At 47.7% G+C, this 15,850-nt stretch carries 17 protein-coding genes; 7 read left to right on the forward strand and 10 right to left on the reverse strand.

Annotation, left to right across the window (positions count from 1 at the left end; genetic code table 11):
- Positions 1-26: 26 nt before the first annotated feature.
- Positions 27-878, reverse strand: a complete 852-nt coding sequence (locus KNO73_RS12560) for a CvfB family protein (RefSeq protein ID WP_015880845.1) — start codon at positions 876-878, stop codon at positions 27-29.
- Between the two features lie 289 nt (positions 879-1,167).
- Between KNO73_RS12560 and KNO73_RS12565 the strand changes: the two genes are divergently transcribed.
- From KNO73_RS12565 to KNO73_RS12585, 5 genes are all read left to right on the forward strand, one after another.
- Positions 1,168-1,320 (forward strand): hypothetical protein, encoded by a 153-nt coding sequence (locus KNO73_RS12565; RefSeq protein WP_015880844.1) that lies wholly within the window; start codon positions 1,168-1,170, stop codon positions 1,318-1,320.
- A 128-nt stretch (positions 1,321-1,448) separates the two neighbouring features.
- The gene (locus tag KNO73_RS12570) at positions 1,449-1,691 is read left to right on the forward strand and encodes a hypothetical protein (RefSeq protein WP_031421071.1); all 243 of its coding nucleotides are present in this window, start codon (positions 1,449-1,451) and stop codon (positions 1,689-1,691) included.
- 87 nt (positions 1,692-1,778) lie between these two features.
- Positions 1,779-2,039 carry a hypothetical protein gene (locus tag KNO73_RS12575; protein ID WP_015880843.1) on the forward strand — a complete coding sequence of 87 codons (261 nt, stop codon included), beginning with the start codon at positions 1,779-1,781 and terminating at the stop codon, positions 2,037-2,039.
- Between the two features lie 78 nt (positions 2,040-2,117).
- Positions 2,118-2,819: a lysophospholipid acyltransferase family protein gene (locus KNO73_RS12580; RefSeq protein ID WP_214685572.1), complete on the forward strand. Its 702-nt coding sequence runs from the start codon at positions 2,118-2,120 to the stop codon at positions 2,817-2,819.
- Positions 2,816-4,714, forward strand: a complete 1,899-nt coding sequence (locus KNO73_RS12585; protein ID WP_214685571.1) for an ABC-F family ATP-binding cassette domain-containing protein — start codon at positions 2,816-2,818, stop codon at positions 4,712-4,714. Before KNO73_RS12580 ends, KNO73_RS12585 begins: the two co-directional genes overlap by 4 nt.
- Positions 4,715-4,795: 81 nt before the next feature.
- Here the strand turns inward: KNO73_RS12585 and KNO73_RS12590 are convergent, their stop codons facing one another.
- The 7 genes from KNO73_RS12590 to KNO73_RS12620 all read right to left on the reverse strand — a co-directional run bounded on the left by KNO73_RS12590 (position 4,796) and on the right by KNO73_RS12620 (position 9,827).
- Positions 4,796-5,725: an NADP-dependent oxidoreductase gene (locus tag KNO73_RS12590; protein WP_214685570.1), complete on the reverse strand. Its 930-nt coding sequence runs from the start codon at positions 5,723-5,725 to the stop codon at positions 4,796-4,798.
- A 93-nt stretch (positions 5,726-5,818) separates the two neighbouring features.
- The gene (locus KNO73_RS12595) at positions 5,819-6,358 is read right to left on the reverse strand and encodes a GNAT family N-acetyltransferase (RefSeq protein WP_214685569.1); all 540 of its coding nucleotides are present in this window, start codon (positions 6,356-6,358) and stop codon (positions 5,819-5,821) included.
- Positions 6,355-6,990, reverse strand: coding sequence for a response regulator (locus KNO73_RS12600; protein WP_015880838.1), 636 nt, complete (start codon positions 6,988-6,990; stop codon positions 6,355-6,357). The genes KNO73_RS12595 and KNO73_RS12600 overlap by 4 nt, the downstream gene beginning before the upstream one ends.
- Before the next feature lie 2 nt (positions 6,991-6,992).
- Positions 6,993-8,015 carry a sensor histidine kinase gene (locus KNO73_RS12605; RefSeq protein ID WP_015880837.1) on the reverse strand — a complete coding sequence of 341 codons (1,023 nt, stop codon included), beginning with the start codon at positions 8,013-8,015 and terminating at the stop codon, positions 6,993-6,995.
- Positions 8,012-8,701, reverse strand: a complete 690-nt coding sequence (liaF, locus tag KNO73_RS12610) for a cell wall-active antibiotics response protein LiaF (RefSeq protein WP_214685567.1) — start codon at positions 8,699-8,701, stop codon at positions 8,012-8,014. Before liaF ends, KNO73_RS12605 begins: the two co-directional genes overlap by 4 nt.
- 78 nt (positions 8,702-8,779) lie before the next feature.
- Positions 8,780-9,415 carry a PspA/IM30 family protein gene (locus KNO73_RS12615; RefSeq protein ID WP_214685566.1) on the reverse strand — a complete coding sequence of 212 codons (636 nt, stop codon included), beginning with the start codon at positions 9,413-9,415 and terminating at the stop codon, positions 8,780-8,782.
- 22 nt (positions 9,416-9,437) lie between these two features.
- Positions 9,438-9,827, reverse strand: coding sequence for a lmo0954 family membrane protein (locus tag KNO73_RS12620; protein WP_031421063.1), 390 nt, complete (start codon positions 9,825-9,827; stop codon positions 9,438-9,440).
- Between the two features lie 244 nt (positions 9,828-10,071).
- Here KNO73_RS12620 and rsgA point away from each other — a divergent pair, with 244 nt between their 5' ends.
- Both rsgA and KNO73_RS12630 read left to right on the forward strand, forming a co-directional pair.
- Positions 10,072-11,037: a ribosome small subunit-dependent GTPase A gene (gene rsgA / locus KNO73_RS12625; protein WP_214731572.1), complete on the forward strand. Its 966-nt coding sequence runs from the start codon at positions 10,072-10,074 to the stop codon at positions 11,035-11,037.
- A 145-nt stretch (positions 11,038-11,182) separates the two neighbouring features.
- Positions 11,183-12,436 carry an Nramp family divalent metal transporter gene (locus tag KNO73_RS12630; RefSeq protein ID WP_078146347.1) on the forward strand — a complete coding sequence of 418 codons (1,254 nt, stop codon included), beginning with the start codon at positions 11,183-11,185 and terminating at the stop codon, positions 12,434-12,436.
- A 43-nt stretch (positions 12,437-12,479) separates the two neighbouring features.
- Here the strand turns inward: KNO73_RS12630 and pflA are convergent, their stop codons facing one another.
- Both pflA and pflB read right to left on the reverse strand, forming a co-directional pair.
- On the reverse strand, positions 12,480-13,196 hold the full coding sequence (gene pflA / locus KNO73_RS12635; RefSeq protein ID WP_078146346.1) for a pyruvate formate-lyase-activating protein: 717 nt from the start codon (positions 13,194-13,196) through the stop codon (positions 12,480-12,482).
- A 56-nt stretch (positions 13,197-13,252) separates the two neighbouring features.
- Complete coding sequence (gene pflB / locus KNO73_RS12640) at positions 13,253-15,499, reverse strand: formate C-acetyltransferase (RefSeq protein ID WP_078146345.1); 2,247 nt, start codon at positions 15,497-15,499, stop codon at positions 13,253-13,255.
- Positions 15,500-15,850 lie beyond the last annotated feature (351 nt).

Below are 15,850 nucleotides of genomic sequence, written 5' to 3' on the forward strand. Positions count from 1 at the left end.
TTCATGTCACCCGAACATGAGTTATCTTATTTCAATTTGTAGCCGTTGTCGAGCTTTTCAACTTGTTTCTCTTTCAACAGTTTTCCAAGCGCTCGTTTAAATGCCGCTTTACTCATCCCGAATTCACGGTCGATGATGTCAGGTGATGTCTTATCACCATAAGGCATTTGTCCTCCACGTTCTTCAATATACGAGAGGATGCTCGCCGCATCACCATCAATCGCCTCGTACGCACGTGGCTTCATCGAAACGAGGACCGTACCATCTTGTTTGACCTGCGTCACACGAACGGTCAACTGTTCTCCGAGACGTGGCCAACGCGTCATCTCTGCCTCATGCAAGAAACCGAGTGATTCGCCTTCGACCCATACGTTGACGCCCACTTCACGTTTATTGACGACGATGGCCTGCACGTCCTGGTTGTTCCATTCTTCTTTCGACGGTCGTGCCAACAAGTTCAAGAACGCATATGGTGCAGGGTCCCCAAGCAAACGTCCTTTTTGGTCATACTTCAAGCGAATGCACAATTGATCGCCTGTCTGCGGCCAATACGACCGGTTCTCCGGTAAGTCATCCATTGAAACGAGAACGTCCTTTTGAATTCCGATATTCACGAAGACCCCTGTGTTATACCGGACGCCCGTTACCTCAAACCATTCATACTCATCAAATGAAACGGTCGGAATCGTCATCGTTGATGCGAGACGTCCTTCTGAATCATGATATAAGAAGACGCGAACTGTTTGACCGATCGTCACTTCTTCTGTCTGTTCTTTTCGGTGAAGGAGCACCTCTTCGCGGCCGTTACTAATGAATACTCCAAAATCAGCAGAACGTTCCGCGACTAAATCTACTACTTCTCCTGCTCGCAATGCCATTACACCCACATCCTTTTCTAAGCTATTACTGTCAGTATACCTATCTACACACGTTCCTAATCATATCATGTTCTCTTTCAACATTTTGAATAAATGTGTCGAAAATGTGAACGTGTTTTGAGACAGTTGAAATGGCGATTGTTTAATGAACTCACATGATTTATTAAAATTTTGTGACAATTTTGTGAACGCCTTTTTTTCTGCTAGTATCCTTTTTTTGAAAACGTTATTATATAGGAAGTGTCCAGTATAGATAAGGTTTCATTTAGGATTGATCGGGGGATAATAAATGTTTGATATACAGTCTCGTTCTTTTGCAAAACGTTTTACAAAAGGATTACTTGTCGCCTTTTTCGCATTGCTCGCATCACTCAGTTTTATTTTCTCAAACGGTGTCGATACGAACGTTTCGTCATCTTCGACTTACATGACCCAAGAGTAAACGCCATTCAGCCAACTGAAGGCGTTTTTTCTTTGGAATACATAACAGGATTTTCCTTCAAAAAGTCGAATACGATTAAAAGACCATGCCTTTTTCTTTCATACCCTTTAAGAAAAGGAGACTCCGCTATGATTTTTTATTTTCTCACGACCATTTTATCAATCGTAGGACTTGCTTTCTTGTTCCAGACTGAATTGTACAAAGATCCAATCGGGACATTTCTATTCGCCGTCTTGATTGCCATGGGACTCTCTTCCTTCAAACAACTCTTCATGCAGGCAAACGAGTATTTTGTAGAAAGACGGAACCAGAAACGAATCAAACGCGTCGTGGACAGAATGCACTCTACGACTCGAAAACGCTCTACATAACGCTCGTCTTCCCTCGCCACATTTGGTATCCTATGTAGGAACAGACATCGTACAATGGATTTATAATCGCAGGAGGCACACAACCGTATGAATGAAATCCCGTTATCGAATGAATGGCTACTTCGTTATTCACCTGTCATGGAGCTCTGGTTAAAAGAGGACGGCATTTTGCTCGTCGATGATGACAATCGAATCCGTCTCACTCTCGAAATCGGAAGTGACCAGGCCATGCAAATCAAAAGTATCGAGCAAGACGGCGCCTATTTCGTCGTCGATCCTGTGAATAAACGCATTACGTTCGAGCTCGAAGAAGAGGAAGAAGAGAGCGATTCTCGCTTTTGGGAATAAGGATTCATGCCGAAGGGTCGGATTCTCGTCAAGAGAAGAAGACTCTTTCTTGTTGTCATCATGAGAGGAGAGAATAGAATGATTCGAACAGCTGTATGGTTTTTCTCATTTTTTGCCGTATTACCGATCACCGTCCCGTTTTTACAGAAAGCGAAAAAAATCGAAACACCGAAACGTTACCGTTACGTACAAGATATCGCTTATAAATGGGCACAGTTTCTACTAAAAATCGCAGGTTCAGACGTCCGTGTCCATGGCCAAGACCAGATTCCGGATGAACCCGTCGTCTACGTGTCGAACCACCAAGGAAACTTCGATGTCCCGATCATGTTGACCGCCACGAAACGACCGAAAGCGTTTATCTCAAAAATCGAGGTTCAAAAATTCCCGATTATCCCACGTTGGATGGAATTGATGGGATGTATCTTCATCGACCGGAGTGACCGTCGGCAATCGATTCAAGCCATTCGTTCCGGAGTCGAAACGATTCAATCCGGTCAATCGATGATTGTCTTCCCAGAAGGCACACGCTCAAAAGGTGGACCGATGAAGGAGTTTAAAGCTGGAAGTTTGACGCTTGCCACATCAAGTGGTGCGAAGATTGTTCCAGTCGCGATTCAAGGCAGTTATAAATTGTTAGAAGCCAAAAATCGAATCACCCCGGCAACGGTCGATGTCACATTCTTACCTGCGATTGATCCGGCCGATTTGCCGAACAAGGAAATCGCAGCGACGGTCGAGGCGGCCATTCGTCAACAGCTTGAAGGAGAGAACGCATGAGTTTATTAATGATTGAAGGCATTCATAAAGAGTTTGCCGACAAAGTCTTATTTGATGATGTGACGATGACAATCCATCCCGGAGACCGTATCGGGATTATCGGCGTGAATGGTTCGGGGAAATCGACGTTCATGAAAATCATCGCCGGTACCGAGACAGCAGATCGAGGCACGATGCAGCATCCGAACGATTATCGGATTCGCTACTTGACTCAAACGGTTCAATTTAACGAAGGACAAACGATTCTAGACGCTTTGTTCACAAGTAACACTCCGTCCGTTCAAGCGTTGAAACAGTTCGAACGCGCCCGGCAAGCACTCGAAGCGGACCCGACAAGTGAGCAATTACTTGAACGCTTCATGAAAGCCCAACAGGCCGTCGATGCCGCAGACGCTTGGGAAACGGAAGCAAAACTGAAGTCGATTTTGAACCGGCTCGGTCTTCCTGACGTGTCAATCGATGTGAACGCCTTGTCTGGGGGGCAACAAAAGCGAGTCGCGCTCGCCGCAGCGTTACTCGATGAAGCGGACTTGCTCCTTTTAGATGAGCCAACGAACGAACTGGATGCCGATACAATCGCATGGCTCGAAACGATGCTTGCCGATTACCGAGGAGCCATCCTGCTCATCACCCACGACCGCTATTTCTTGAATCGTGTCACGAATCACATTTTGGAGATTGCGGATGGAACGAGTTACTTCTATAACGGGAACTATGAACTCTTTCTCGAGAAGCGTGCCGAGCGCAAAGCGCGGGCACAATCGATGGAACAGAAACGACAGAATATATTACGTCGCGAACTCGCCTGGTTACGTCGAGGCGCGAAAGCCCGGACAACGAAACAAAAGGCACGCATTCAACGCGTCGAAGACTTGAAACATCAAGAGAGCTTAGCAGAAGACGAGACGCTCGACGTTTCGGTCGGATCACGACGTCTCGGCAAAAAGGTCATCGAAGTCGAAGATTTGTCTTTCGGATACGACGACTCCCTTCTCATTCGGCAGTTTAATTGGATTTTCGGTCGCCGTGAACGCTACGGAATCGTCGGACCGAACGGGAGTGGGAAATCAACACTCATGAACTTGCTCGCCAAGCGCCTAGAACCGACAAACGGTACGATCGTGCACGGAGAAACTGTTCATTTAGGCTATTACGGACAACAAGTCGAATTTGAAGACGAGTCACGACGGGTCATCGATGAGATCGAACGCATCGCCAAAGTCATTCATACGCCGGACGGCGAGGTCATCACGGCGGGGCAGATGCTCGAACGTTTCCTTTTCTCACCGGACGCGCAATACAAACCAATTGCGAAGCTATCTGGTGGCGAAAAACGACGTCTAGTCCTGCTTCGAATTCTCATGGATGAACCGAACGTGTTATTCCTCGATGAACCGACGAACGATTTGGACACAGAGACGTTGTCTGTTTTAGAAGACTATTTAGAATCATTCCCAGGTACAGTCATCGCCGTCAGTCACGACCGCTATTTCTTAGACCGGATCGCCGGACAGTTGATTGCCTTCGAAGATGGGATCATCCAGGTGTATCACGCAGAATATAGTGACTACCTGGCCATGCGACAAGAAGAGGTTCGTCAAGTGAAGAAAGAGAAAGAACCTAAAGAGAAAAAGGAACGCGTGAAGTCGGAGGTCGTGAAATTCACCTTCAAAGAACAGAAGGAATGGGACACGATCGAAGAAGACATCGCGGCACTTGAAGAGCAGATTGAAGCGCAAGAAGCGACACTTGCATCAGCGGGTAGCGACCTTGGTAAAGTCAATGAGTTGTACGCAACAATCGCAGAACTGAAAGAAACACTCGATGCGAAGATGGAACGTTGGACCTACCTATCCGAAATCGATGAACAAATACAAGCACAGAAAAAAGGCTGACCTCCAAATGAGGTAGCTTATCAAATTTAATAAAAAGAGGTGGATTTCCAGAGCGTGTTCCGGAAATCCACCTCTTTTTTATCATTTCACTCGAATGACGATTTTGCCTTTGGCATGCCCTTCTTCTCCATAGTCATGAGCAAGTTTCATGTCTTCTAAATCAAAGACCCGGTCAATCACAGGTTTCAGTTCGCCTTTTTCAACAGCTTCCGCAATTTTTTTCAAACGCTCCCCTGTCGGTTGCATAAAGACGTACTCGGCACGGGCCTTCGCCTGTTCGGCTTCCTCTTCATTCGGGGGTGTGGAGATGGAGACGAGCATCCCATTCTCTTTAAGCATTCGATACAGTTTACCCTGCCCGTCGCCCCCCATCGTATCAAATACGAAATCAAGATCGCGGACGGCCTCTGCCGGGTCTTGTTGTTTATAGTCAATGACCTCGTCCGCTCCCAGGTTTTTGACCCAGTCCACGTTCGGCGTACTCGTCGACGTGACGACATACAAACCGTGTGCTTTCGCGAGCTGGATGGCTACTGTCCCGACACCACCTGATCCAGCTCCGATGAAGATGCGATCACCCGGTTTGGCATCCATCACTTCGAACATGACTTGCCATGCCGTATGGGCGACGAGCGGAAGTGATGCGGCCTCCTCGAAATTCAGTGAAGTTGGTTTTTTGACGACGAGATGCGCATCGACCGCGACGTATTCGGCATATGTGCCTTGTCGTGCAATATCCGGACGACTGAATACTTCATCCCCCACCTCGAGCTCGGTCACATTCGCCCCAACTTCTTTGATGACACCCGATACATCCCACCCAATGACGAGTGGCATCTCGAAATGAAGCATTTCTTTCAAGTATCCTTCACGGAGCTTCCAATCCACCGGGTTGACACTTGCGGCATGAACCTCAATCAATACGTCATCTGCACCGATCGTCGGTTGTTCAAGTTCACCTACTTTGAATTCGTCTGATCCGCCATATTGTTCGATATATGCTGCTTTCATCTCATCATCCTCCTTTGATTGACTCACTTCTAGTTGGTTCCCATTTTATTTCTCTTGCAAACGAAAAAAGCACACCGCTTGTGGTCGGTGTGCTCAGACTGGCTGATGGGTCATATAGCTATAGACATACACGTCATGAGATTGTCCCCGCTGACGCATATAGTTATGTAGTCTACCTTCTTGAACGAATCCAATCTTCTCTAACATGCGTTGCGATGCGAGATTCTCGACATAGACAATGGCACCAACCCGTTCAATTTCACACGTCACAGCAAACTGAAGTGCCGCGTGAAGTGCTTCTGTCGCATAGCCTGCACTCCAATATTCCGGTCTAAGTTCATAACCGATCTCGGCACGACGGTGCGAAGGAGCTCGATTGTGAAAACCGATTGTCCCGATTAACGCTTTTGATTCGCGATGCTCGATTGCAAAACGGATGATCGCACCTGTTTCGATTTGTGCGAGCATATGCGTCAGCATCTGTTCCGTTTCTTCTAACGTCCGATGTGGCTCCATTCCGTAGTGGCGTAGCACGTGTTCATCTGAAAAGATGGCGAATACGTGCGGACCGTCCTCCATTTGGAGAGGTCGCAGTCGGAGGCGCTCCGTTTCAATCACAGGGAGACGGTTCATCCTTTACTGACCAAGTTATGTTGGAACGCATAGACGACTGCCTGGGTCCGGTCATAGACGTCAAGCTTCGTCAAGATGTTCGACACGTGTGTCTTCACTGTTTTGAGTGAGATGAACAATTCGTCCGCAATCACTTGATTCGACTTGCCTTCCGCCATCAGTTGCAAAATTTCTCGTTCCCGAGCAGTAAGACTCTCATGAAGGGTCATTTCCGGATGACGCAGGCGTTCGAGCATCTTTCCTGTCACTTGGGCGGCCATGACCGGATTACCGGCAGCGGTTTGACGAATCGCATCTGCGATTTCATTGGCGTTTGCTGTCTTGAGGACATAGCTCATCGCACCGGCTTCGATGACGGGATACACTTTCTCATCATCCAAGAAACTCGTCACGACCAAAATTTTCGCTTCTTTCCAACTTGCTTTAATTCGTTTCGTCGATTCGACTCCGTCAACGGGCTCCATCACCAAGTCCATGAGGACAACATCCGGTTTCTCCGCAATCGCAAGCTCCGCTCCTGTCGCTCCGTCCGATGCTTCGCCCACGACTTCGATGTCCGGTTGTGTCGATAAAAAGGCAGATACGCCCGCCCGAACCATTTCATGATCATCAATTAATACAACTCGAATCATCATTACCCCTCCACTTGTTGTTTCACACGTACTTCAATTTGTGTCCCGACATTCGGCACACTGACTAATCGCAACGTTCCACCGACTTCTGCCGTGCGCTCTCTTATCGATTGTAATCCATATGAAGCGACTTGTGTATCGTCCACATTAAATCCGATCCCATCATCGTTAATCTTTAAAATGACCGTCTGCTGCACGGTTCGCATCTCGATTTCTAAACGAGTCGCTTTGGCGTGTCGTAACGTATTACTAATCGCTTCCTGAACAATCCGAAACAGTTCGTTTTCAGTGTGCCGGGAGAGCTTCACTTCCTCTAAACGCCAGACGAGCTCGGTCGATTGTTTACGAGACAGTTCTTCTAACAAGCGTTCGATTCCCGTCTTGAGTGTCATGCCTTCTAATTCGACCGGTCGTAGTTGTAACAGCAACGAACGCATCTCTGCCTGTGCGGTCTGCGCCATGAGCTCGACTTGTTCCATTTGTTTACTCGCGAGATCTGGTTTCGTCTGCATCGTCTGTTTGACCGCTGTCGTCATCATCGAGATGGCATAGAGCTGTTGACTCACCGAATCATGAAGTTCTCGTGCGACGCGACGTCTTTCTTCTACGACGGCCTCACTCCGTGCCTCTTCCACACTGACCGGACGCTCACCGACTCGCTTCGCCATCTCGACCATCTCTTGGCGCTGTTTCGATACGCGGACGATTCGTTCGAGTGTATCTCGGTAAGGGGACATCGGGCGGAAAGTGATGTCTTTTTGATTCTCCAGTTTCCAAAGGGCATTGGCGACTTCTCGAAAGTCTCGGCGCAAATAAAAATACGAACCGACGCCAAAGATACTTCCGATCAAGACGGCAATCACCAGGATGGACACACCGAAAGGCAACCCTTCTTCACGCGAAAATAAATCGCTCAATGAAGTCGAGTCACCTATGAGAAACGCTACTGTGATCAAGAAAGCCGTCAACAGGCTACTAAACAGTTGATGCCAGACGACCGTTCGTGGATAAGAATCTTTTTTCATACCGTCATCACCTCGACACTTCCGCTCATGAGCACGATATGAATCCGGACTTTTCGCGTGGCCTGGACATAATCATCAGACGCTGTATAGAAGCGACGATTGAAAACCGGCGAATAGTTCGAGTCATCAACCTGCACTTTACCGAAGCCGATCGACGCGTCAATCGAATAGTCATACCCTGCAGGAATGAGGATTCGAATATCTCCTGCGAGTCCATTGAGGAGTAAGAACGTCTCTCCTTCCGGAATGATGGCTTGTGACAAATCCATCTCGACATCCCGTAGTAAAAAGAACTCATTCGTATCACGTAACACATAGTGCCCCGATTCCTTCATCCCAAATGAGAAGGCTTGTTCTTGACGAAGGGGTGTCCGGATTTTCGATTCGACCGGTCGATTCTTATAGAGTCGATAGCCGAATAACAGGAGAAGTCCGGAGAGCACGAATCCGAATGCCGCAGATGAGAAGATCAAGCCAATCAAGAGGATTCCCCCAATTGCGTAAAAAATATAGCTAGCAGACTGCTTGCCACGACGACTGAACCGTCGCCCGATATAGAGGAGAAGCAGCGGGATGATCATGCTGAATAAGACGCTATTGCCACCCGTCACAATATCGATGAAGAGTCCGACTGAAAATAAGATAATCATAAATCCAATGATTTGACGTGTGTTCCAACGTTCCATGTCCATTCCCCCTTTCTGTTCATATGTATGAAGCAAAGAAAGCGATGACCTTGTTCAGGTCATCGCCGAACCATCGCCTCACTCTTGTTTAAAGCGACGCTCCAGTTCTTTCAATTTTGCTTCAAAATCATCTTCATCTTCCTGCGCGTCTTGCTTCTCTTCGGCAGGTTGTTCTTCCTCAGTGAATGGATGCGACTGAGACGTATTTTGACCAAAGATTTGGTCGAGTGCCCCTTTTAACAAGTCTAGGTTTTCGCGCATCGCAAACTCATAGCGTTTATTTTGCATCTCATCGAGTTTGAGTTTCATCTCGAGCGCACGACGCTCTAATGTATCCAACTCGCGCTCACCTTCGTCAATCAATCCTTCAAAGTAACGGTACTGTTCCCCGTAATGTTTGGATTCGAGTGCCGCACGTTCTGCCAACTTTTCTTCCCCGGCTTGTTTCGCCAGTTCTGTTTGCTCATATCGTTTATCTGCCATCTTCTTGGCATCATCACGTTTTCCAGCAAGTTCTGCAAGCAATGTACGTTGACGTTCCACGAGTCGTTCAACCGACAACGCTTCCTTCTCCGCTCCGCGGATATGACGGTTCAATTCCGCTTCTCCACTTGAACGTGGCATCTCTTTATCCTGATACTTCTTCACTTCTTTCGAAATTTCTTTCGTCAATTCATTCGCTAATTCACGAAACTGATCAAACGGTGTCTTCATGGTGAATCCTCCTTATGAAATCTCAACGACGATTAACAAATTTTTGCCACACTTGATCAAACTGCTGGAAGCTGCTCCGACCGGCACGCGTTCCGTCTGCATTTAAAATCTCGACATCCGGGTCGCGTTTTTCACTTGTATACATCATATACCCTTTAAACAACAACCACGCGACAATGATTCCGACGAGCGCCCAAATGTTTGAGAGCATCGTCCCAATCCCAATGACGGCAAGGATCCCGAAACCAACTTTAGCACCGATGTGTGTCACAGCCTGAAAACGGACTCCAGCCCAAAGCGTCAAGAGCGCTCCTAATCCGAATAAGATCATATTCGGTAAAGAACCGATCAACACGAGCACTAGAGCGATCGCGGCTACGATGAACAACACCTTTTTCACTTGGTGATTCATCTGTCATCCCTCCTTGTTAAGTACACTCTTATCATAATACGTTATTTGACATAGGTCGACGAGCGGAAGGCTTGTTTCACCTCGGTCTTTAGACTGAGATGGTACCGTTTCCAATAACTGTGGTACACTAATGCTATCGAACAACGAAAGGATGATGTTTTATGAGCAACATGATGCATGCACGTAACCAAATGTCAGCAAATCGGAGGGCTGTCGTCCTCCATCATTAAAGGGAGGATTCTTTTTGAATCAACAAACTGAAACGGGACGTGTCACGGCACAGTTCCAACATCTTTATACGGTATCAATCGGAGAAAACGCCTATATGTGCGGGGTTTCCGGAAAATTTCGACATGCCGCGACGAGCGAACGGGATTACCCGGTCATCGGCGATTATGTCACGATTCAAGTTCGCGAGCATGGTCAAGGTACGATTCACCATCTCCTTGAGCGTCGGACCGTTCTTTCACGAGCGGCCGCCGGCAACGAGACACGTGAACAACTGATCTGCGCGAACGTCGACTACGTCTTGATTACGATGGCGTGTGGACACGACTTCAACATTCGTCGCCTAGAACGCTATACGCTAGCCGCTTGGGACACCGGGGCAATCCCAATCATCGTCTTGACAAAGACCGATCAAGTCGACTCCGTCGACACATTGCTCGAAGACATTCAAGTGAACGCACCCGGAATTCAAGTATTCCCCGTCAGTGCTGTGACGGGAGAAGGTGTGGCTGAACTTCGTCACGCATTGCCGAGTGAGAGCACGATCGCCTTCGTCGGTTCGTCCGGCGTCGGAAAATCTACGCTGACGAACGCCCTCGCCCACGAGACACTTGCCGTCACGCAAGCCGTCCGGGCGCAGGACGAGCGCGGAAAACATACGACGACACACCGCGAACTGTTCCGGATCGATGACTTATACGTCATCGACACACCAGGGATGCGAGAATTCGGACTATGGGAAGGAAGCGAGCATCTCGATGAGACGTTTCGTGATATCGAAGCACTTGCCGAGACATGCCGCTTCCGCGACTGCTCACATCAGAAAGAACCGGGCTGCGCCGTTCAAGAAGCGCTAACGAACGGTACGTTAGATGCGAAGCGCTATGCCAGTTATGTCAAGCTAGAACAGGAACTTCTTTATATGGAAAAGAAGCAGGCGGAACACGCTCGTGTATTAGAAAAGAAAAAACGTCGACCTTAGAACCGTTGCACTGTGAGTCAAACGACTCACAGTTTTTTATTTGAAATTTGACAGGTTCTCATCACAGGCGTAAAATTGCCGTATACTTAAAAAGTTTACCTAGGGAAAAAAATTAACCATTACGCAAAAGAAAGAAGGATTCGGCATGCTGAACGAAGTGGATTCGGCTCTCACTCACAAATCAATGTCTCAAAAAATAAAGACGCTCCTTCCTTTTTTAGGTCCAGCGTTCGTCGCTTCGGTCGCTTATATCGATCCCGGAAATTATGCAACGAACATTGCCGCTGGATCTCAATTCGGTTACTTGCTTTTATGGGTCATCTTAGTCGCTAACTTGATGGCCGGATTGATTCAAACATTGTCTGCTAAAATTGGAATCGCGACCGGAAAAAACTTGCCTGAGATTTGTCGTGACCGTTTTTCTAAGAAGACTGCTATCTTTTTATGGATTCAAGCCGAACTCATGATCATGGCGACAGATTTAGCAGAGTTTGTAGGGGCGGCACTCGGAATTTATCTCGTGTTTGATGTAACACTCATTCAAGCGGCACTTCTGGCCGCCGTCGGTTCTTTTGCTATTTTGGAAGTACAACGTCGGGGATATCGTCCACTTGAAACGATTGTGACGGGGATGCTACTCGTCGTCGCGCTCGCTTTTGCCATTCAAACGTTCAGTGCTCAACCAGAAGTAAAACCACTCTTATCCGGTCTTCTCATCCCTCGGTTCGATGGGACGGAGAGTATATTATTGGCTGCTGGAATATTAGGCGCTACCGTTATGCCTCATGCCATCTATTTACACTCTGCGTTGACACAACGACGCATCACGGGTAAAGATGCCGTCGCACGTAAACGTATCATGAAATTTGAACGAATCGATGTAACGATTGCCATGGTGCTCGCTGGTGCAATCAATGCGAGTATGCTAATAATCGCAGCCGCTGTCTTCTATAAGAATGGATTCGTCGTGAGCGACTTAGAGATTGCACACCAGCAATTTGACTCCTTTTTAGGTTCACCGATCGCCATGCTGTTTGGAATTGGACTAATGGTTGCCGGATTGTCGAGCGCATCCGTCGGGACTTTGGCTGGAGACGTCGTCATGCAAGGCTATATTCAAAAACATATCCCGATTTATGTACGTCGTGTGATTACGATGGCTCCGCCACTCTTACTCATCCTTTCCGGTGTGAACTTGACGAATGCTCTCGTGTGGAGCCAAGTCATCCTGTCATTCGGTATCGCATTCGCCCTCGTTCCTCTGCTTCTCTTCACGAGCAACAAATCCTTGATGGGCGAACTCGTGAATCATCGGATGACGACATGGATCGGTTGGGGAATTACGACAATCGTCATCGCATTAAATCTTTTCTTAATCATCCAAACCTTTATTTTCTGATTTATAAAACAAGCGCAGACCACATCGGCCTGCGCTTGCTTTTTTATATGGTTCCCTGCAAAATCCCTTCTGCCCATTCGACTTCCTCGGATGTCGGGGGCTTCGTGCCTTTAAGCGGATAATCGAGTCCGAGCGCCTCCCATTTGTAGACGCCCATCTCATGATAAGGCAAAATCTCGACTTTCTCGACATGGTCTAGCTTTTGAATGAACGCGGCGGTGCGACGAAGCGCACCTTCTTCGAGCGTCCATCCAGGTACAAGGACGTGGCGAATCCACATTTTCGTTCCGCGCTCGGAAAGGTGTTCGGCAAGCGCGAGCGTGTTGGCATTGCTACGTCCCGTCAACTTCTTACACATGTCGTCGTCGATATGCTTGATATCGAGCAAGACAAGGTCGGTGTGATCTAAAATCGCATCCAAATTAGGAGGTCGGAGCGCACCGGACGTATCAAGTGTCGTATGAAGCCCATGCTTTTTCGCTTCACGCAGCAGCGCCTCTAAAAATTCAGGTTGCGCGAGTGGGTCACCACCAGAAATGGTGATGCCGCCTTTCGATGCTTCCATGAACGGACGGTAACTGAGCGCCTCTTGAATGACGTCTTCAGCCGAGCGGTGGTTATTCTTTTTGAAATCCCACGTGTCCGCATTATGGCAGTATAAACAACGCAAGGCACAACCTTGTAAAAAGACGATGAAGCGAATCCCTGGGCCGTCAACTGTTCCGAATGATTCGACCGAATGTACATATCCCATTGTCATCGAAATGACCTCCTAACGAATGAGCGGCCCTCCGTGGAAGGCCGCTAAGCCTTTACTTACAACGAACCGTGGAACGTACGGTTGATGACGTCGATCTGTTGCTCACGTGTCAACTTGATGAAGTTGACCGCATATCCTGATACGCGGATTGTGAGTTGTGGATATTCTTCTGGATGTTCCATTGCGTCGAGAAGCGTCTCGCGGTTGAAGACGTTAACGTTCAAGTGATGTCCTTTGTGCTCTCCGCTCATGTACCCATCGAGAAGCGCCGCCAAGTTGAGTTCGCGCGCGATTTCTTCTTTTCCGAGTGCTTTCGGTACGATTGAGAACGTGTAAGAGATTCCGTCTTGTGCGTGTTCAAATGGAAGTTTCGCAACAGATGAGAGCGATGCAGCCGCACCTTTTGTATCCCGTCCATGCATTGGGTTGGCACCTGGAGCGAATGGTTCACCCGCACGACGACCGTCTGGCGTATTTCCTGTTTTCTTACCGTAGACGACGTTCGATGTGATCGTGAGGACCGATTGCGTATGAAGTGCGTCACGATATGTTTTATGTTTCCGTACTTTCTCCATGAATGATTCGACGAGTTCGACGGCGATTGCATCGACACGGTCATCATTGTTTCCGAATTTCGGGAAGTCCCCTTCTGTTTCGAAGTCGACGATGATTCCTTCTTCATTACGGATCGGTTTGACGTTTGCGTATTTGATTGCTGAAAGACTATCCGCCGTTACCGAGAGACCCGCGATCCCACAAGCCATCGTCCGTAAGATTTCAGGATCGTGAAGCGCCATTTCGATTCGTTCATACGCATATTTATCGTGCATGAAGTGAATGACGTTGAGCGTATTCACGTATAGCTCTGCCAACCAGTCGAGCGTCCGGTCAAAGTCGGCATATACTTTTTCGTACGTAAGCACGTCTTCTGTGTTCATTTCCCAAACTGGAGCGATTTGAGCACCGCTCTTCTCGTCACGACCGCCGTTCATGCTATAAAGGAGAGCCTTCGCCATGTTGGCACGCGCACCGAAGAACTGCATTTGTTTCCCGATCTTCATCGGTGACACACAACATGCGATGCCGTAGTCATCACCGAATTGTGGCATCATCAAGTCATCGTTCTCATATTGAATAGCCGAAGTTTCAATCGACATTTTCGCACAGTATTGTTTGAATCCTTCTGGAAGTTTCGTCGACCAAAGGACCGTCAAGTTTGGTTCTGGAGCTGGTCCGAGGTTCGTGAGTGAATGCAAGAACCGGAATGAACTCTTCGTGACGTTCGAGCGACCGTCTTGACTCATCCCACCGATTGATTCTGTCACCCAAGTCGGGTCACCTGAGAATAATTCATTGTAGTCCGGTGTCCGTAAGAATTTGACGATTCGAAGTTTCATGATGAAGTGGTCAACGATTTCTTGGACGTCTGATTCTGTTAAGCGACCCATTTCAAGGTCACGTTCAGCGTACACGTCAAGGAAGGTCGAGACGCGACCGAGTGACATCGCGGCACCGTTTTGTTCTTTGATGGCAGCAAGATACGCCAAGTATACCCATTGATATGCTTCTTGCGTATTTTCCGCAGGACGACCGAGGTCAAATCCATAAGCGGCCCCGAGTTGTTTAAGTTCTTGGAGGGCACGAAGTTGTTCCGATAGTTCTTCGCGGTCACGGATGTCCGATTCAGATAAGAAACCGCCACGTTTTGCCAAGTCTTTTTTGCGTTCTGCCATCAAGAAGTCGATTCCATAAAGGGCGACACGACGGTAGTCACCGATGATGCGTCCGCGTCCGTATGCATCGGGAAGCCCTGTGATGATTCCTGATTTACGAGCGGCCCGCATTTCTGGTGTATAGGCATCGAAGACACCTTGGTTATGTGTTTTACGAATCTCTGAGTAAATTTTTGTGATTTCTTCGTCTGGCTCGAAACCATATGATTCGAGTGCCGCATCGACCATACGGATGCCGCCATTCGGGTGAATCGAACGTTTGAACGGCTCATCCGTCTGAACGCCAACGACTTTCTCTAACTCTTTGTTTAAGTAACCTGGTCCATGCGACACAATTGTCGATGGTGTGTGTTGATCGACGTCCCAGACGCCTCCACGTTCACGCTCTTCTTTTGTTAGTTCCATCACACGATTCCAAAGAACGTTTGTCGCTTCAGTCGGACCTGCTAAAAACGTATCGTCTCCTGTGTACTCATGACGGTTCAAACGGATAAATTCACTGACATTCACTTCATTCGTCCACTGACCAGGGATAAAACCTGACCATGCGGATTTGATTTCGGTTGCCATGTTGATTCACTCCTCATTCTCGAAAGTAACTGCGTGTTATCTATACTGTGAGTGTACGTGAAAACGTGAACAATATGTTTTACATTCTTGTGAAACTTGTAACAATCTTATGAACGTGATGAAACAGCCGTTATTGAAAGCGTTTTACAAACTGTTATATCCGCTAGTTTATATAGTTTGAAACAGATGATTCCCAATTAGATAACGTTTACCTATCATCTGTACTAATTTGATTGTTCTGTGACGAACTATACAGTTTTTAAGGTGATTAATCTCACATCACTCGGTTAGAACTTGAATTTTTGTGTCGTATCAGACACAATGAAGGCAGAACATTGTATAAGAGGAAGG

The sequence above is a fragment of the Exiguobacterium sp. s83 genome (genome assembly GCF_018617095.1).
GTDB lineage: Bacteria > Bacillota > Bacilli > Exiguobacteriales > Exiguobacteriaceae > Exiguobacterium > Exiguobacterium profundum.